Genomic DNA, 16,870 nt, shown 5'->3' with positions numbered 1-16,870 from the left:
AAATTCAGCTACGGAACAAAACGATAGGATCGCCATCATGCGCCGTTCCAAAATCGTCTGCACCCTGGGCCCTGCCGTCGATTCCTTCGAGCAGCTCAAGGCCCTGATCGACGCGGGGATGAACGTGGCCCGCTTCAACTTCAGCCACGGTTCGCACCAGGAGCACGAGGAGCGGTACCACCGCCTGCGCAAGGCCAGTGAGGACACGGGCCGGCCGATCGGCGTGCTCGCCGACCTCCAGGGCCCCAAGATCCGCCTTGAGACGTTCGCGAACGGCCCGGTGGAGCTCCAGCGCGGCGACGAGTTCACGATCACGACCGAGGACGTGCCGGGCGACCGGTCGATCTGCGGCACCACCTACAAGGGGCTGCCGGGCGACGTCGCCAAGGGCGAGACGATCCTCATCAACGACGGCAACGTGTCCCTCCAGGTGACGGAGGTCGACGGTCCGCGGGTGCGGACGATCGTGATCGAGGGCGGGGTGATCTCCGACCACAAGGGGATCAACCTGCCGGGCGTCGCGGTGAACGTCCCGGCGCTGTCCGACAAGGACGTGGAGGACCTGGAGTTCGCGCTGCGGCTCGGCGCGGACATGGTGGCGCTGTCGTTCGTGCGCAACGCGGACGACGTGCGGGACGTGCACCGCGTGATGGACCGGGTGGGGCGCCGGGTCCCGGTCATCGCGAAGGTGGAGAAGCCGCAGGCGGTGGACAACATGGAGGAGGTCGTCCTCGCCTTCGACGGTGTGATGGTGGCGCGCGGCGACCTGGCCGTGGAGTACCCGCTCGAACGGGTGCCGATGGTGCAAAAGCGGCTGGTCGACCTGTGCCGCAGGAACGCCAAGCCGGTGATCGTGGCGACCCAGATGATGGAGTCCATGATCACCAACTCCCGCCCGACGCGCGCCGAGGCGTCCGACGTGGCGAACGCGATCCTGGACGGCGCGGACGCGGTGATGCTGTCGGCCGAGTCCTCGGTGGGCCGCTATCCGATCGAGACCGTCAAGACGATGTCGAAGATCGTGGTCGCGGCGGAGACCGAGCTGCTCTCGCGCGGCCTGCTGCCGCTCGTGCCGGGCAAGAAGCCGCGCACGCAGGGCGGTTCCGTGGCGCGCGCCGCCGCCGAGATGGCCGACTTCCTCGACGCGAAGGCGCTGGTGGCGTTCACCCAGTCGGGGGACACCGCGCGGCGGCTGTCGCGGTACCGGGCGGTGCAGCCGATCCTGGCGTTCACGTCCGAGGTGGAGACCCGCAACCAGCTGACGCTGAGCTGGGGCGTGGAGACGTTCGTCGTGCGGCACGCGAACCACACCGACGAGATGGTCGAGTTGTGCGACGCGGAGCTGTCGCGGCTGAACCGCTTCTCGCCCGGCGACACGATGATCATCACGGCCGGTTCGCCCCCCGGCGTGCCCGGCACCACGAACATGGTCCGCGTCCACCACCTCGGCGGGCACGGCGGCGTCTAGCAGCCCTGTGCCGCGGCGGGCCCGGGCGCCTCGTCCCGCGCCCGCCGGGCGATGGGCCGCCCGCCCGCTCAGGCGGGCGGGGGGACGGTCGGGCCGTCCTCCGTGTGGTACATGCTCATGCCCTGCATGGTCAGCGTTCCGCCGAACTGGCCGGCCTGGGTGACGAACACGTCGGTGAAGTGCACCAGCGGCAGGTCGAGCGGCGGCTGGTGCTCGGGGTCGAACACGATGGGGATGACGCCGAACAGCTTGCCCTGGAGCCGTTCGGTGTACATGGTCACGGTGCCGTCGCGGAACGTCGAGTTGGAGCCGGCCGCCGTGGCCACGTGGGTGCGGACGCCCCCGCCGATGTCGACGATCTGGTGCAGGTCCCCGATGTCGACCTTCTCCGCGGTGAACTTGAGCACCTGCTTGGTCGTGCCGTCCTGGGTGGTGACGTTGACGACGCCGTGGTACCGCAGGCCCGCGAGCGTCAGGTAGCTCGCCTCCAGGTACCAGGGGTCGTTCGGCAGGGTGACCGGGGTCTGCTCGGCCGTGCCGGGCACGGCCCCCTCGATGGGGCAGGGGAACGCCTCGCGGCCCTGCGCGTCGGGGGCGAACGGGTCGTCCGCCGCGTCCCCGGCGCCGTCCCCCTCGGCTTCCCGCTCGGTTTCCTCCTCGGTTTCCCGCTCGTCCGGCGCGGCATCGTCGTCCGGGTCGTCCGGGGCGTTTGGGTCGTCCGGCGCGGTGTCCGACCCGTCCTCGGGACCGGTGTCCGCCTCGCCGTCCGCCGCTCCTGGAGCCGGCTCCCGCGCGGGCTCGCCCGGGTCCTCCTCCGCGCCGCCCCCGTCGCTCCCGCCGTCGCCGGGGGCCGGGGGCGCCGCGGGAGGCTCCTCCGGGTCGCGCGGCGGCTGCGGGGCCGTGGGCTCCTCGGGCGGCCGGTCCTCGTCCCTGCGGCCCGGGGCCAGCAGGTCGCCGAGCCCCTTGCCCAGGTCCCCGAGCCCCCGGCCGAGCCCCAGCGGGTCCCACGGGTCGAACTCCCGTTCCGCGCCGGGCTCCTCGGGCTCGGCCCCGTCCTCGCCGCCCTCCGGTTCCCCGGCCGCCCCGGGCTCCCGCGCTGACGGCTCCGGCTCCTCCGCCAGCCCAGCCGCGCCAACGGAGCCCGCCGACCGCTCCCGCTCCCCTCCCGACGACCCGCCCGCGTCCTCTCCGGCGGCCTCCTCCCCGGCCGCGTCCCCTCCGGCGGCGCTCCCTTCGGCCGCTTCGATCGCTCCCGCGGCCTCCTCGCGGTCGCTCTCCCCGGCGCCGGGCCCGGACTCCGCGGCGTCCTCCGCGGGCTCCTCAGCGGCGTCCTGGGGGTCCTCCCCGGCCGGCTCCCCGTCCTCGCCCGGCTCCGGGGCGTCGGCGCCCTGCTCCGGTCCGTCCTCGCCCGGCTCGCCGTCCTCGACCGAGACGCACGACTCGCCGCGGAACGGGTTCTCCGGCTGCGGGTCGGCCTTGGCCAACGGTGAGGTGAAGCCCATCCCCATCAGCGCCGCCGATGGCATCGCCGCGAGGGCGATCGCCTTCCCCACCGGCATGTGCAGACGCTGGAGCAGCGTCTTGCGGGGAACGGCGTGCCGCGGTCCTCCCTCGGCCGCGACAGCCGGTGCTATGTCGTCAGTCGGCACGGTCTTTCCCCTTCCCCGGGTCCCTCTCGCGCTCGGGCGCGACCGCGTCGAAGCCCGCGAGCGCGCTGCCCGTACCGGAGGCCCTGGCCGGCGGCTCCCGGTCCCCCGCGTCCCGCCCCTCCGCCGCGGTCTGCTCGCCCGGCAGCCACGCGACGCTCATCGCCCCGCCGATCATCCCGAAGAGGAAACCGACGAAGAATCCGCCGAAATTGGAGACGATCAGCGACACCAGTGCGAGGAGAATCGCCGCCACGCCCGCGAATATCCGGACGTGCGGCTGGAACCATATGGTCAGCCCGAGCAGCACCAGCAGAATGCCGATCACCAGCGAGCCCGCACCCGCCGTGGTGGCCATGCGGACGGTGAGGTCCCCGAACGTCACGTTGCGGTAGGGGAAGTAGGCGATCGGCAGCCCGGCGGTCAGGACGAAGAGCCCCGCCCAGAAGGGCCGCCCCCAGCGGAAGTGCCGGAACGCCAGGCGTCCTCGGGAGAAAAAGGAAACAACGGGCTGACCCTTGGTATCGGTGCTCACGGCACGTACTCCCTGATGGCGCGTGATTCTGTGGCGGGACGCACGATACGGCGTTTTTCCTGGGGCAGAGACGGGCGACCGCTCTGCCCCAGGGACGGCTCATGCCGTCAGAAGCACTCGTTCGCGCCCCGGTGCAGACTCAGGTTCAAGTCGGTGAGCGTGAACGTCCCCGCGGACGTGGCCCACGCGGTCTGCTCGACATCGGTGAGCACCACCGACTCGGCCTGCTGGGCGAACGACCCCGCTGCGGGGCCGCCGTCGGGACCGTCCGGGCCGCGGGGGCCGCGCGTCTGCTCGTCGACGTTGACGCCGATGTCGATGTTCCTGAACTCCGCCTGCGCGTCCAGCTGGGACAGGTCGATGAACAGGTTGTCGGCCTCGACCGGGCGGTCGGGATCGCTTCCGGCCCCGATCCGCAGCGTGACATCCCCGATGAAGGGCACCGGAACGACAACCGACTGGCAGAGGTTGTCGATCTCCGCGTACTCGAACGCGGAGACCGCGACGGGCTGCGGCCGCTCGCCTGCCGGCCGTACCGTCTGGCTGTACTGCACGAAACCCTCGCCGTACAGCCGGTCGACGCTGACCTTGAACTCCTGGCCCGACACACTGAACGAAGCGGCCAGCGCCCCCTGCGCGAGGGCCACGCCTATGACTGCGGTAGCGGCCACGCTCGGCACCATCACCAGGCCGAATCGTCGCCATCTGGTGCCGCCGCGAGCCTGTGACTCCATGACTTTCCTCCTTCACGGACGACCATCTCCCGGCAACCCGGCCAACTGCGGTCAGCAGGCGCCCGACGCCTGGAGAGGAGAAGCGCGTTGTCCCCGGACTGCACCCCGGTGACAGCCACTGACCGCCGTGCTGCACGGCTCACTGCGGAACAGGTCCCATCCGCGAAGGGCGGGAACCCCCCTGCCCCGAGGCCGACACGTGGCTCCATCGACGAGCCGATCGTGGTGCATCCCACGGCATGACACAAGGGGTTCTTTACTTGCGAGTAAGATAGAAGGGGGAAAACGGCGGGGAACGCCGCACCTCCGGCACACACGGTGCGCGCGACAGGCCACCGCACAGGCGCATCAAATCGGACGTAACCCACCCCGGACGCCGGGCCGATGTGACAGAACGTGACAGCGATCGCGTTTTACCAAAACTTGGTAAAACGCGATCGCTGTGGGCGCCTGAGACGGGCTCGACTCAAAAGAGCACGCGCGCGAGCGCGCTGCGCGCCGCGACCACGCGCGGGTCGTCGGGACCGACGACCTCGAAGAGTTCGAGCAAACGTACCCGCACGGTGTCGCGGTCCTCTCCGTACGTGCGCTGCACGGTGCCGACGAGCCTGCCGAACGCGTCCTCGACGTGGCCGCCGACCAGGTCGAGATCGGCCACCGCGAGCTGCGCGGCGACGTCCTCGGGGCGCTCCGCGGCCTCCTTGCGCACCCGCTCGGCGTTCACGTCCTGCACCCGGGAGAGCAACTGGGCCTGCGCCAGCCCGAGTTTGGCCTCCACGTTGGCCGGCTCACCCGCGAGCACGTTCTGGTACGCCTGGATCGCGCCGCCGAGGTCGCCGGCGTCGAGCGCGGCGTGGGCCGCGGTGAGCGCCGGGTCGGCGGGCGGCTCGGGCGCGACGGGCTCCTGGGCCTGCTGGGCCGCGGCCTGAGCCGGGTCGACCGGGGTGCCGACGATGCCGAAGCGCGCCTCCGCGGCCTGGATCAGCTGGTCGAGCACCTGGCGTACCTGCGGCTCCGGCGCCGCGCCCTGGAACAGCGGCAGCGCCTGCCCGGCGATCACCGCGAACACCGCGGGGATGCCCTGCACGCCGAACTGCTGGAACAGCATCTGGTTGGTATCGACATCGATCTTGGCAAGGACGAACTGGCCCGCGTACTCGGCGGCCAGCCGTTCGAGGATGGGGCTGAGCTGCTTGCACGGCCCGCACCATTCGGCCCAGAAGTCGATGACGACGGGAACCTCGGTGCTGCGCTGGAGCACCTCCTGCTCGAAAGTCGCCTCGTCGACATCGATGACGAGCCGGACCGGGGCCTCCGCCTGCTGCCCGCCCGCCTGGGCCTCGGCCCGCTGAGCGCGGGCCTGCTCCGCCTTCTGCTTGGCCTCTGCGGCCGCCTTCACCGCGGAGAGGTCGACGGCTCCGCTCATGGACACATTGCGTGGCTGCATGGGACCAGTCTCCCCCCTTCCGCGCGCGTTCGGGTACGGGCCCCGCGGTCGCGGCGCCCGTGCGGGTCACGGGACCGGCCTCAGAAGCCGATGGGCTCGGTCCAGGTGCCCCATTCCTCCCGCAGCGCGCCGCAGATCTCGCCGAGCGTCGCCTCGGCGCGGGCGGCGCGGAGCATCGGTTCGATCATGTTCCGCCCGGAACGCGCCGCGTCGAGCAGGTCCCCGAGCGCGGCGCCGACGGCGGCGTCGTCGCGGGCGGCGCGGCGCGCGCCGAGGGCGCGCACCTGCTCGCGTTCCACCTCGTGGCTCACGCGCAGGATCTCCAGGTCGCCGGTCACCGAGCCGGTGTGGCGGTTGACGCCGACGACGCGCTTGTCGCCCTTCTCCAGCGCCTGCTGGTAGCGGAACGCGGCCTCCGCGATCTGCCCGGTGAACCAGCCGCTCTCGATCCCGGCCAGCAGCCCCGAGGTGACGGGCCCGATGGGGTGCCGGCCGTCGGGCACCGCGCGCCGGCCGCGTTCCAGGATCTCCTCGAAGATCCGCTCGGCGTCGGCCTCGATCCGGTCGGTCAGCTGCTCGATGTACCAGGCGCCGCCGAGCGGGTCGGCCACGTTGGTGACGCCGGTCTCCTCCATCAGCACCTGCTGGGTGCGCAGCGCGATCTCGGCGGCCCGCTCGCTCGGCAGGGCCAGGGTCTCGTCCAGCGCGTTGGTGTGCAGCGAGTTCGTGCCGCCGAGCACGGCGGCCAGGGCCTCGACGGCGGTGCGCACCACGTTGTTGTACGGCTGCTGCGCGGTCAGCGACACCCCGGCGGTCTGGGTGTGGAAGCGCAGCCACTGGGCGCGCGCGCTGGTCGCGCCGTACACGTCGCGCAGCCAGCGGGCCCAGATGCGGCGGGCCGCGCGGAACTTCGCGATCTCCTCGAAGAAGTCGATGTGCGCGTCGAAGAAGAACGACAGGCCGGGCGCGAACGTGTCGATGTCGAGGCCGCGGCTGAGGCCGAGCTCGACGTAGCCGAAGCCGTCGGCGAGCGTGTAGGCCAGCTCCTGCGCGGCCGTGGCCCCGGCCTCCCTGATGTGGTACCCGGAGACCGACAGCGGCTTGTAGGCCGGGACGCGCTCGGCGCAGTACTCCATCAGGTCGCCGATGAGCCGCAGGTGCGGCTCGGGCCCGAACAGCCACTCCTTCTGGGCGATGTACTCCTTGAAGATGTCGGTCTGGAGCGTCCCGTTGAGCGTGCCGGGGTCCACGCCCTGCCGCTCGGCGGCGACGACGTACATGCAGAAGACCGGGACGGCGGGGCCGCTGATGGTCATCGAGGTGGTGACCTCGCCCAGCGGGATGCCGCGGAAGAGGATGTCCATGTCCGCCGCCGAGTCGATGGCGACGCCGCAGTGGCCGACCTCACCGAGCGAGCGGGCGTCGTCGGAGTCCCGGCCCATCAGCGTGGGCATGTCGAACGCCACGGAGAGGCCGCCGCCCCCGGCGTCGAGGATCATGCGGTAGCGCTCGTTGGTCTGCTCGGCGTTGCCGAAGCCGGCGAACTGGCGGATGGTCCACGTCCTGCCCCGGTACCCGGTGGGGTACAGGCCGCGGGTGAACGGGAACTCGCCGGGCCAGCCGATGCGCTCGAAGCCCTCGTAGCTGTCGGTCGGGCGCGGTCCGTACACGGGCTCGACGGGGTCGCCGGAGAGCGTCGTGAAGTCGGCGTCCCGGGTGCGGGACGCGTCGAAGCGGGCCTGCCAGCGTCGGCGGCCCGCGGTGATGGCTTCGGAGTCCATGCCACCAATTTACTTGGACGTCCTAGTAAATGTCGAGGGAAACGAGCCCGCACGAGGCCGCCCCGGGCGGCTGCCGCCCGGGGCGCCGCGCCGGACCGCTCAGGCCCCGACGGGCTCGGCCTGCTCCTCCGCCTCGATCAGGGGCTCCACCTCGGCCCTGATCCCGCGCTCGACGAAGAACGCCGCGAACGGGATCGTGCCCGACAGCAGGACCCACAGCAGCTTGCCGAACGGCCAGCGGGCCTTGTGGCCGAGGTCGAACGCGAACACCAGGTAGAGCATGAACAGCAGGCCGTGGGCCTGCGAGACCATCAGGGTCAGCTCCTCGCCGGTGTCGAAGCCGTACTTGAACACCATGCAGGTGCAGAGGACCAGCAGCATCACGGCGGTGATGTAGGCCATGACGCGGTACCGCGTGAGCACACTCCGCTTCATACCGGCGAGCCTATCCGGTCATTCGGGGCGATCTCCCCCGGCCCCCTCCTCGGCTCCCCCGGCGCCCCGAACGGCCCCGGCGCCCCGAACGGCCCCCACGGCCCCGCCCGCCCCGACCTCCGGGAAGTCCTCGAAGTCCCCGGCGGCCACGCGCAGCGGACGCAGCAGCGCGAAGATCTCCCCGCACTCCTCGTCGTCGTAGGCGCCGAGCCCGAAGTCGATCGCCATCAGGTCGCGGGTCGCCGCGTCGCACACGGCCCTGCCCTCGTCGGTGATGGAGGCGAGCGTGCCGCGGCCGTCGTTCGGGTTGGGGCGCTTGGTGACCAGCCCCGAGCGCACGAGGCGGTCCACGGTGTTGGTCACGGAGGTGGGGTGCACCATCAGCCGTTCGCCGATCTTGGACATCGGCAGCTCACCCGCTTTGCTGAAGGTGAGCAGGACCAGCGCCTCGTAGCGGGCGAACGTCAGCCCGTAGGGCTTGACCACGGCGTCCACCTCGGCGAGCAGGATCTGCTGCGCCCGCATGATCGAGGTGATCGCGGCCATCGAGGGGGAAGGGCCCCAGCGGCGCTTCCACAGGTCGTCGGCGCGGGCGATCGGATCGAAGGGGAGACTGAGCGGTTTGGCCACGCCGCGACCCTATCGGCACGCCCGCGGCGCCCGTCCCGGCGGCCGGTGGCGCTGCCGCGCGGACACGTTCCGTCATGACACGATGACGCCATGTACGCACGCCCCCGCACCCGTCGCGTCGCCACCACACTGGTCTGCGCGCTGCTCGCCCTCGGCTGCACCTCGGGCTCCTCGGGCGGGGCCGGCGAGCCGGCGCCCGAGGACCCGTCGCGTGCGGCGGAGTCCGCCGGCGAGTTCTGGGTGGACCCGGACAGCCCCGCCGCGCGCCAGGTGCGCGCGTGGGAGGCCGAGGGCAGGACCGAGGACGCGAAGGTCCTGCGGCGCATCGCCGACCGGCCGATGGCCACGTGGCCGCCGGGCGAGGAGGACCCGGCGCCTGTGGTGCGGGCCGTGACCGGCGCGGCCACGGCGCAGGGCCGCACGGCGCTGCTCGTCGCCTACAACATCCCGCACCGGGACTGCGGCCAGTACTCGCAGGGCGGCGCGGCGGACGGGGCCGCCTACGAGGAGTGGATCGACGCGTTCGCCGGCGCCATCGGGGACGCGCGCGCCATCGTGGTGCTTGAGCCGGACGCCGTTCCGCACACCGCGGACGGCTGCACCGACGCCGGGTACGTGCCCGAGCGGTTCCGGCTCCTGTCGGCCGCGATCGACCGGCTCGCGCGGCAGCCGCACACCCGCGTCTACCTCGACGCGGGCAACGCCAGCTGGATCACGGACCCCGCGCGCATCTCCGACCCGCTGCTGCGCGCCGGGGTGGCGCGGGCGGACGGCTTCGCCGTCAACGTCGCGAACTTCCAGACCCTGGAGGACAGCGCCGCGTACGGGCGCAGGCTGTCGGAGCTGCTGGACGGCGCGCACTTCGTGATCGACACCAGCCGCAACGGCAACGGGCCGTACGAGGGCGGCGAGGAGGCGTGGTGCAACCCGCCGGGCCGGGCGCTGGGCGCGCCGCCGACGAGCGAGACCGAGGACCCGCTGATCGACGCCTACCTGTGGATCAAGCGGCCGGGCGAGTCCGACGGCGAGTGCCGGGGCGGCCCCCCGGCGGGCCGGTGGTGGGCGGACTACGCGCTCGGCCTGGCCCGCGAGGCCGGGGCAGGGACCGGCTGACCGGCGCGCGGCCCGCCCGCGACGCGCCGGGTCACTCGACGACGTGCAGCCACTTCGCCTCCGACGGCGTGCCCGCCTCGTCGGTCACGAACAGCATGTACCAGCCGGGCGGCACCAGCGAGGTGTCGTCGGGGATGGTGAACGACGCCTCGCCCTCGCCGCGCTCGATGTCGAGCTGGATGGAGCGCTGCTCCACGTCCGTGGTGTGCGTGACGGCGCTGGGCCGCATCAGCCTGGCGGTGGCGATCCGGTCGGCCGCCCCGGTCGCGAAGGTGACGGTGTCGCCGGGGGCCGCGCGCCGCGGCCCCTCGTCCAGCACCGGGCGCGACTCCTCCCTGCCGTCGTGGAGGTAGGGCGGCGTGTAGACCTCGATGCGCTTCTCGAACGTGCCCATGCGCGTGTTGTCGGCGTCGCCGAACAGCGGGTCGGAGCCGAACGTCGCGACCCGGCCGTCGGGGAGCAGCAGCGCCTCGGAGTGGTAGTTGCGCCCCACCGTCGGGTCGGCGGCCCGGCGGAACTCGTTGGTGGCCGGATCGAAGAACTGCGCCCGCAGGATGTCGCTCTTGCCGCGCCCGCGGTAGTCCTCGGAGCCGCCCGAGGTGAAGACGGTGTCGTCGGGCAGGATCACGCTGTTGAGGTAGCGCGTGCCCTTCGGCAGCGAGGGCCCGTCGCGGTAGCGCGGGTCGTCCTCGGTCAGGTCGACGATCGCGGTCCGCTCCGTCGACTTCTCCGACTCGCCCACTCCCCCGCCGCCCAGCACCATGAACCGCTGGTCCTGGGCCGGCGGCAGCAGCAGGGACGCGGAGGTCTCCAGCTGGTCGGCGTCGCGCAGGCCGCCGATCTCGGTGAAGGTGTTGTCCTCCAGGTTCCACAGGCCCGGGTCGCGGCCCTCGTCCGCGGGGCCGTAGCCGGCGTTCGACCCGGTGTAGAAGATCTCGCCGCCCTGGGTGAGGAAGAGGGCCGGGTAGGTGGGGAAGTACCGCTCGGGGCCCTCGGACCAGGTCTTGGTCTCCGGGTCGTAGATCTCGTTGATGCCGGGCACGACCTCGCCGACCTCGTCGAGTCCCGAGACGGTCAGCACCCGGCCGTCGGGGAGGGCGGTCAGCGTCGGGTACCAGCGGGCCTCGCGCATGCTGGGCACCGGCACGTACCGTTCCGCCCCGGGGTCGAACTCGTAGGCCGCGTCGATGCCCTGGAAGTCCTGGTCGTCCAGGGTGATGTCCTCGGCCAGGCCGTAGAGGTTGTCCGCGTCGCGGCCCTTGAGGCCCAGGATCTCGTACTGGGCGGGGTCCTCGGCGACGCCGTCCTCGCCCTCCTCGACGGCCAGGACGAAGACGCGCACCTCGCCGGCGGTGATCTCCACCTCGTCGTCGACGACCTTCTTGGTGGCGCGCGGCACGGTCACGGTGGCCTCGGTGACGTACTCCTGGCCCGAGGGGGCGCGCAGCCGGGTGCCCTTCTTGAACGTGCGCTCGCGGTCGGGGTCCTCGTTCTTGAGCAGCATCGGGCCGCCGGCGTGCGTGACGTCGTCGCCCAGCACCTCGTACCTCGCGGTGCCGCCCGCGACCAGGAGCCGGCCGTCGGGCAGTTGGGCGTGCCCGGCGCAGAACAGGTCCTCGGGCGTGGGCACCTCGGAGAACTCGTTCGTCTCGGGGTCCCACAGGACCGTCTGGAAGGTGCCCGCGTCGAACTCGTCCTCGACGTTGCCCGAGCCGGCGATCAGCAGCACCTTGCCGGTGCGCAGCAGGGCGGCGTGGATGGCGTTGGTGCGGAACTCCTCCGGCACGTCCACGACGTCCCACGAGCCGAACTCCGCCTTGTACTCCGGCCTGGATATCCGGTACTCGTGCATGCGGTCCTGCGCGAAGCTCAGCGCGGCCGGCACGTTGAAGGCCGCGAGCAGCAGGGTCGCGCCGGTGCCGACGGCGGTCTTCTTCATGCGGTCACTCGGTCGGTACCTCATGCCTCAACTCCCACGGGGCTTCCTGGTCGCGGTGCGACGGGGCGGTCGGTGTCGGTGCGGTCGGTGTCATCGGTGCGGTCGGGCCGCTCCCCCGGTCCGCCGGGCGGCGGGGCGGGCGCGTCGGGCCCGCCGGCCGCGCCGGTGGCGCGGCGCCGCGCCAGCCACCAGACGGTGACGGGGGCCAGGCAGATCACGAGGGCGAGCAGCGCCCAGGTGCGCATCGCGGCGTGGGTGTGGCCCTCGGCGACGGAGACGAGGAACGCGCAGCAGATGAGGCCGGCCCAGAAGAAGTGCAGCCGGAACGTGGCGGGCCGGTCGCGGCTCGCCTCGCCGCCCTTGGGCGTGACGACGAACGCCGAGCGGCGGCGCAGCACGGCGTCGAGCAGGGACCTGGCGTAGACGGGCGCGGACAGCGCCGACATGATCATGCCCGCCGCGCCCGAGGAGCCGGCCGGTTCGTGCGGGGAGACGTTGTGCCGCCGGTTCCACAGGTAGAGGCCGATCTGGAGCGCGGCCACGTCGCTGTAGAGCATCATCCACACCGACGACGCGACCTGCGTTCCCGAGGCGCCGATGGTCAGGTACAGGGTGCAGCCGAGGGCGCCGAGCACCCAGGTGATCGCGGCCATCGGGTAGAACGCGAGCATGAGCGAGTAGTTGAACGTGGCGCCCATGCTGTGGCGGCGGGGGCCGCGGCCGTACTGGCGCAGGATCGTCTCGTAGGTGCCGCGGGACCAGCGCAGTTGCTGCGAGAAGAAGTCGGTCCAGGTCGAGGGTCCCTCGCCGACGGCGAGCACGTCGGGCGTGTAGACCGAGCGCCAGCGCCTGCCGGTGTCGGGGTTGACGGCGCGGTGCAGTTCGAAGCCCGTGGCCATGTCCTCGGTGACGGAGTCGACCAGGCCGCCGATGCCGCGGACCGCGGAGACCCGCACGGCGTTGTTGGTGCCGACGAACATCGCGGAGCCGTAGCGGTTGCCCGCCCGCTGGATCAGGGCGTGGAAGAGGAACTGCTGGCTCTCGGCCGCCTTGGTGACCGGCGTGGTGTAGTTGCCGTACACCTGCGGGCCGACGACGAAGGCGACGTCCGGGTCGCGGAAGTAGCCGAGCATCCGTTCCAGGTAGTCGGGCAGCGGCACGTGGTCGGTGTCGACGGCCGCGAAGTAGTCGTACTCGTCGCCGTGGGCGGCGAGCCACGCGTTGTAGTTGCCGTGCTTGGTGCGGGCCCGGTGCGGGCCCGCGGGCTGGTTCCACTCGGGCACCCCGCGGCGCGTGAAGTGCCGCACGCCCAGGCGGGCGCACAGCTCGCGCGCGGCCGGGTCGTCGCCCTCGTCGAGCAGCCAGACGTCCAGCGGGCCGGGGTGCCTGAGGCGCACGGCGCCCTCCAGGGTCGCCCGCACCATTGCGAGCGGCTCCTTGCCGGGCACGTAGGTGGTGAGGAACGCGACGCGGGTGCCGGTCTCGGGGACGACGGGGACCGGGTCGCGGGCCACCATCGTGGCGTGCGCGATGGAGACGACGTTGGCGAGGCGGAAGACCTCGATGAGCCCGATGCAGCCGAGCATGACGGCGTCGGCCGCCAGCAGCCACCAGGGCGCGTGGTCGCGGTCGGTCCAGTGGCCCGGCCAGACCAGCCAGATCAGCAGCACCGCGGAGAGCAGCGGCGCAAGCGTCATCAGCAGGACGGCGCGTATTCGGTGCGGCTCGCGGGAGATCAGCGTCCGGTAGCGGACCCGGTAGCCGGGCTCGGGTTCGGCGAGGGGCCCGGCCAGGCAGCTGAACGTCTCGTAGTCGTACCCCGCAAGCCGCACGGCACCCTCCTTCGGACGAAAGCCTCAAAGCCGACGTATCAACAACACGTCAGGCCGCAGGCCCTGTCGACCCGGGGAGGTCCGAGCGAGCGAAGGGCGCCCCGGCGGATGTCAGGCGTTGACCACGCCCTCGCGCCGGGCGCGCGCCGCGATGGCCGCGTCGTCCTGCTCGCGGCGCAGCCGGCGCTCGGCGAAGAAGCCGCCGGCGGGCAGCACGGACATCAGGAAGTAGAAGGCCGCCGTCTTCAGCGGCCACTTGGCGCGGTTCCAGGCGTCCGCCCAGAACAGCACGTAGACGACGAAGAGGAAGCCGTGCACCGCGCCCATCACCGGGACGGCGTTGAAGTCGGTGGTCCGCTTCAGCACCGAGCAGACCAGGAGCAGCAGGAAGGAGACCGCTTCGGGGGCGGACACCAGCCGGAGTCGGCGCAGGGCGGAGACGGTCTTGAGGTCCATGGGAAGTACGCCTTCGTGAGCAGGGACGCGGGGCAGCGCATGTGAACGCATGCACAAGCAGCTCCATTGTCGCAAGCCCCGCGACGATCACTCCGGCCGGGTGGCGGCCGTTGGCTACAGTTCAGGACATGGACACCGACACCGGGACCCGCTGGCTCAGTGACGCCGAGCAACGCGCCTGGCGCACGCACCTGGAGGTCAGCAAGCTCCTCACGCACCAGCTGGAGCGGGACCTCCAGCCGTTCGGCCTGACCATGAACGACTACGAGATCCTGGTGAACCTGTCGGAGTCGGACGAGCACCGCATGCGGATGAGCGACCTGGCGGCGGCCACGCTCCAGTCCAAGAGCAGGCTCTCGCACCAGATCACCCGCATGGAGAAGGCCGGGCTCGTGCGGCGCGAGCACTGCGACTCCGACAAGCGGGGCCTGTTCGCGGTGCTCACGGAACACGGCTGGACCACCATGCGGGAGGTCGCGCCGCACCACGTCGCCTCCGTACGGCGGCACCTGCTCGACCTGCTGAGCCCGGAGGACCTCGCGGCCCTGCACCGCTCGCTCGCCCCCGTCGCCGAGCACCTGCACGCGCGGCGCGGCCGGTAGCCCGGCCGGGCGCGGGCCGGTCCGCGAACGGTGGCCGGCCCGCGAGCGGTCAAGCGCCGGCGAGCACGGGCAGCCGCAGGACGAACAGCGCCCCGCCCTCAGGGGCCGCCCCGACCGTCAGCGAACCGCCGTGCCGCGAGGCCACGTCCCGCGCGATGGCCAGGCCGAGGCCCGCGCCGCCGTCGTCGCGGCTGCGGGCGTCGTCCAGCCGCACGAACCGCTGGAAGATCCGCTCCCGGTCCTCCTCGGGCACCCCGGACCCGTCGTCCGCGACCTCGACGACCGCGTCGTCCCCCTCGCGGCGCACCGACACCCGCACCCCCGTGACCGCGTGCCGCTGCGCGTTGTCCACCAGGTTCCCCAGCACCCGCGACAGCTGCCCGCGCGAGCCGCTGACCGCCACGTCGGCCAGCTCCGCCGGGCGCACCGGGTGCGGGTCGGCGGCGGGCCGCTGCTCCAGCTCCTCCGTGACCAGCTCGGCGAGGGCGACCTCGCCGGCCTGCGGGCGCTCCCCCGCGTCGAGCCGGGCGAGCAGCAGCAGGTCGGCCGCCAGCGCCTGGAGGCGCACCGTGTCCTTCACCGCGCCCGGCACGTCGAGCAGTTCCGGGTGCGCCTCGCCGACTTCGAGCTGGGTGCGCAGCGACGCGATCGGGCTGCGCAGCTCGTGGGAGGCGTCGGCGACGAACCGCCGCTGCCGTTCCACGGCCGTCTCCAGGGCCGCGAGCGTCTCGTTCGTGGTGACCGCGAGCCGGCCGATCTCGTCCTGCGTCGCCGGCTCGGGAACGCGGCGGGACAGGTCGGCGGACCGGGTGATCGCCGCCATCTCCCGGCGGATGCCCTCGACCGGGCCGAGCGCCCTGCGGGTCACCAGCCACGTCACGCCGCCGACGACCGCGAGCAGCAGCGGCGCCGCGACCAGCATCGAGGTGCGGACGCTGTCCAGCGCGGCCTGCTCGACGTCCAGCGGGACACCGGCGTAGGCGACGGCCTCCTCGCCGTCCGGCGTGGTGACCTCGACCTCGGCGAACAGGTAGTCGCCGCGCTCGCCGTCCACCACGGCCCAGCCGTTGCCGACCTCGACCTGGTCGTCGACCTCGCCCGGGCTCAGCCCGTCCCCGTCCTCCTCCTCGGTCTGCCCGGCCTCGTCGTCGTCATCGTCGTCATCGTCGTCGTCATCGTCATCGCCGTCATCGCCGTCGCCGTCGGCCCCGGGCTGCCGGGCGGGCTCCTCGGAGGCCGGGGGCGGGGGCGAGGGCTCCGGGTGCGACTCCTCGACGCGGTCGCTTCCGGTGCCGTGGATCTCCTCGACCCCGTCGGTGATGGCGCGGGTCCTGGCGCCCTCCCGGTCGACGACCTGCACGAGTCCTGAGGTGCCGAGGTCGAGTTCGTGGAACGTGGTGCCCGTGGCCAGCTGCTCGGCCACCCTGCGGCCGGCCAGCTCGGCGTCGACGGCCACCTGCTCGTCCAGGTTCTCGCGCAGCAGCGTGAGCATCATGAGCCCCGCGGCCACCAGGGCGACAGCCACGACCGCGGTGGCGCCGAACGCCGCCTTCGACCGGACGCTAGCCACGGGGAGCCACCAGCCGGTAGCCCGCGCCGCGCACGGTGGTGATCAGCCCGGGGCCGATCTTCCTGCGCAGCGCGCTGATGTACACCTCGACGATGTTGGGGTCGCCGTCGTAGGCGAAGTCCCAGCCGTGGTCCAGGATCTCGGCCTTGGAGACCACCTCGCCGGCCCGGCCGGCCAGGTATTCGAGCACGGTGAACTCCTTCGCTGTCAGCGCCACTTCGAGCCCGGCCCGGGACACCCGGCGAGCCGCCCGGTCCACGACCAGGTCGCCCACGCGCAGTTCGGGCGAGGCCCCGCGTCCGCCGCGCCGGCGCAGCAGCGCCCGGACGCGGGCCACGAGCACCACGTAGGAGAACGGCTTGGTCAGGTAGTCGTCGGCGCCGGTGTCCAGCCCCTCGGCCTCGTCGTACTCGCCGTCCTTCGCGGTGAGCATGAGGATGGGCGTCTCGTCGCCCGCGGCGCGCAGGGCGGCGCAGACGCGGTAGCCGTTCATGCCCGGCAGCATGATGTCGAGGATCAGCAGGTCGTAGGACCCCTCGGTGGCCCGGTGCAGCCCGTCCGTACCGGTATGGGCCACATCAACGGCGAACCCCTCGGCCGTCAGGCCCTGGGCGAGCGACCGGGCCAGCCGCTTCTCGTCCTCCACAATCAGCACGCGCATGGAGCAAGCTTGGCAAACCGT

General features: G+C 72.5%; 14 protein-coding genes and 1 pseudogene. 3 read left to right on the top strand and 12 right to left on the bottom strand.

What is annotated here, in order from left to right; translation table 11 throughout:
- Window positions 1-37 precede the first annotated feature (37 nt).
- Window positions 38-1,468: a pyruvate kinase gene (gene pyk, locus LC193_RS22985; protein ID WP_226077077.1), complete on the top strand. Its 1,431-nt coding sequence runs from the start codon at window positions 38-40 to the stop codon at window positions 1,466-1,468.
- Between the two features lie 68 nt (window positions 1,469-1,536).
- On the opposite strand, the gene LC193_RS22980 is transcribed toward pyk, so the two are convergent.
- The 7 genes and pseudogenes from LC193_RS22980 to LC193_RS22950 all read right to left on the bottom strand — a co-directional run.
- Window positions 1,537-3,117 carry a hypothetical protein gene (locus LC193_RS22980; RefSeq protein ID WP_226077075.1) on the bottom strand — a complete coding sequence of 527 codons (1,581 nt, stop codon included), beginning with the start codon at window positions 3,115-3,117 and terminating at the stop codon, window positions 1,537-1,539.
- Window positions 3,107-3,649: a DUF6114 domain-containing protein gene (locus LC193_RS22975; RefSeq protein ID WP_226077072.1), complete on the bottom strand. Its 543-nt coding sequence runs from the start codon at window positions 3,647-3,649 to the stop codon at window positions 3,107-3,109. Before LC193_RS22975 ends, LC193_RS22980 begins: the two co-directional genes overlap by 11 nt.
- A gap of 107 nt (window positions 3,650-3,756) precedes the next feature.
- A complete protein-coding gene (locus LC193_RS22970) occupies window positions 3,757-4,383 on the bottom strand; it encodes a DUF6230 family protein (protein ID WP_226077070.1) in 627 nt (208 codons plus the stop codon).
- A gap of 466 nt (window positions 4,384-4,849) precedes the next feature.
- Entirely contained in the window at window positions 4,850-5,830 is a 981-nt protein-coding gene (locus LC193_RS22965) for a tetratricopeptide repeat protein (RefSeq protein ID WP_226077068.1), read from the bottom strand.
- Between the two features lie 80 nt (window positions 5,831-5,910).
- Window positions 5,911-7,611, bottom strand: coding sequence for an acyl-CoA mutase large subunit family protein (locus LC193_RS22960; RefSeq protein ID WP_226077066.1), 1,701 nt, complete (start codon window positions 7,609-7,611; stop codon window positions 5,911-5,913).
- Window positions 7,612-7,710: 99 nt separating this feature from the next.
- Entirely contained in the window at window positions 7,711-8,046 is a 336-nt protein-coding gene (locus LC193_RS22955) for a DUF3817 domain-containing protein (RefSeq protein WP_226077064.1), read from the bottom strand.
- A gap of 123 nt (window positions 8,047-8,169) precedes the next feature.
- Window positions 8,170-8,676 (bottom strand): annotated as a pseudogene (locus tag LC193_RS22950) (MarR family winged helix-turn-helix transcriptional regulator); the annotation flags it as partial.
- A gap of 90 nt (window positions 8,677-8,766) precedes the next feature.
- Here LC193_RS22950 and LC193_RS22945 point away from each other — a divergent pair.
- Complete coding sequence (locus LC193_RS22945; protein WP_226077062.1) at window positions 8,767-9,789, top strand: glycoside hydrolase family 6 protein; 1,023 nt, start codon at window positions 8,767-8,769, stop codon at window positions 9,787-9,789.
- A 31-nt stretch (window positions 9,790-9,820) separates the two neighbouring features.
- Here the strand turns inward: LC193_RS22945 and LC193_RS22940 are convergent, their stop codons facing one another.
- The 3 genes from LC193_RS22940 to LC193_RS22930 form a co-directional block, all read right to left on the bottom strand.
- Entirely contained in the window at window positions 9,821-11,752 is a 1,932-nt protein-coding gene (locus LC193_RS22940) for a radical copper oxidase GlxA (RefSeq protein ID WP_226077060.1), read from the bottom strand.
- Window positions 11,749-13,560: a glycosyltransferase family 2 protein gene (locus LC193_RS22935; protein ID WP_226077058.1), complete on the bottom strand. Its 1,812-nt coding sequence runs from the start codon at window positions 13,558-13,560 to the stop codon at window positions 11,749-11,751. The genes LC193_RS22940 and LC193_RS22935 overlap by 4 nt, the downstream gene beginning before the upstream one ends.
- A gap of 111 nt (window positions 13,561-13,671) precedes the next feature.
- Window positions 13,672-14,016, bottom strand: coding sequence for a DUF3817 domain-containing protein (locus LC193_RS22930; RefSeq protein ID WP_086157910.1), 345 nt, complete (start codon window positions 14,014-14,016; stop codon window positions 13,672-13,674).
- A 128-nt stretch (window positions 14,017-14,144) separates the two neighbouring features.
- Here LC193_RS22930 and LC193_RS22925 point away from each other — a divergent pair, with 128 nt between their 5' ends.
- On the top strand, window positions 14,145-14,618 hold the full coding sequence (locus tag LC193_RS22925; protein WP_226077056.1) for a MarR family winged helix-turn-helix transcriptional regulator: 474 nt from the start codon (window positions 14,145-14,147) through the stop codon (window positions 14,616-14,618).
- Between the two features lie 49 nt (window positions 14,619-14,667).
- On the opposite strand, the gene LC193_RS22920 is transcribed toward LC193_RS22925, so the two are convergent.
- Together LC193_RS22920 and LC193_RS22915 are read right to left on the bottom strand one after the other, a co-directional pair.
- Complete coding sequence (locus LC193_RS22920; RefSeq protein WP_226077054.1) at window positions 14,668-16,188, bottom strand: sensor histidine kinase; 1,521 nt, start codon at window positions 16,186-16,188, stop codon at window positions 14,668-14,670.
- Window positions 16,181-16,849 carry a response regulator transcription factor gene (locus tag LC193_RS22915; RefSeq protein WP_226077053.1) on the bottom strand — a complete coding sequence of 223 codons (669 nt, stop codon included), beginning with the start codon at window positions 16,847-16,849 and terminating at the stop codon, window positions 16,181-16,183. Before LC193_RS22915 ends, LC193_RS22920 begins: the two co-directional genes overlap by 8 nt.
- Window positions 16,850-16,870: the final 21 nt, after the last annotated feature.

The sequence above is a fragment of the Streptomyces marincola genome (genome assembly GCF_020410765.1).
Taxonomy (GTDB): domain Bacteria; phylum Actinomycetota; class Actinomycetes; order Streptomycetales; family Streptomycetaceae; genus Streptomyces; species Streptomyces marincola.
This window is presented reverse-complemented; position numbering and strand designations above follow the sequence as displayed.

What these genes read in the sequence shown, in the direction of transcription:
- pyk (WP_226077077.1), top strand. Translation starts at nt 38, where the DNA reads ATGCGCCGTTCCAAAATCGTCTGCACCCTGGGCCCTGCCGTCGATTCC.
- LC193_RS22970 (WP_226077070.1), bottom strand. Translation starts at nt 4,383, where the DNA reads ATGGAGTCACAGGCTCGCGGCGGCACCAGATGGCGACGATTCGGCCTG.
- LC193_RS22965 (WP_226077068.1), bottom strand. Translation starts at nt 5,830, where the DNA reads ATGCAGCCACGCAATGTGTCCATGAGCGGAGCCGTCGACCTCTCCGCG.
- LC193_RS22960 (WP_226077066.1), bottom strand. Translation starts at nt 7,611, where the DNA reads ATGGACTCCGAAGCCATCACCGCGGGCCGCCGACGCTGGCAGGCCCGC.
- LC193_RS22955 (WP_226077064.1), bottom strand. Translation starts at nt 8,046, where the DNA reads ATGAAGCGGAGTGTGCTCACGCGGTACCGCGTCATGGCCTACATCACC.
- LC193_RS22945 (WP_226077062.1), top strand. Translation starts at nt 8,767, where the DNA reads ATGTACGCACGCCCCCGCACCCGTCGCGTCGCCACCACACTGGTCTGC.
- LC193_RS22940 (WP_226077060.1), bottom strand. Translation starts at nt 11,752, where the DNA reads ATGAGGTACCGACCGAGTGACCGCATGAAGAAGACCGCCGTCGGCACC.
- LC193_RS22930 (WP_086157910.1), bottom strand. Translation starts at nt 14,016, where the DNA reads ATGGACCTCAAGACCGTCTCCGCCCTGCGCCGACTCCGGCTGGTGTCC.
- LC193_RS22925 (WP_226077056.1), top strand. Translation starts at nt 14,145, where the DNA reads ATGGACACCGACACCGGGACCCGCTGGCTCAGTGACGCCGAGCAACGC.
- LC193_RS22915 (WP_226077053.1), bottom strand. Translation starts at nt 16,849, where the DNA reads ATGCGCGTGCTGATTGTGGAGGACGAGAAGCGGCTGGCCCGGTCGCTC.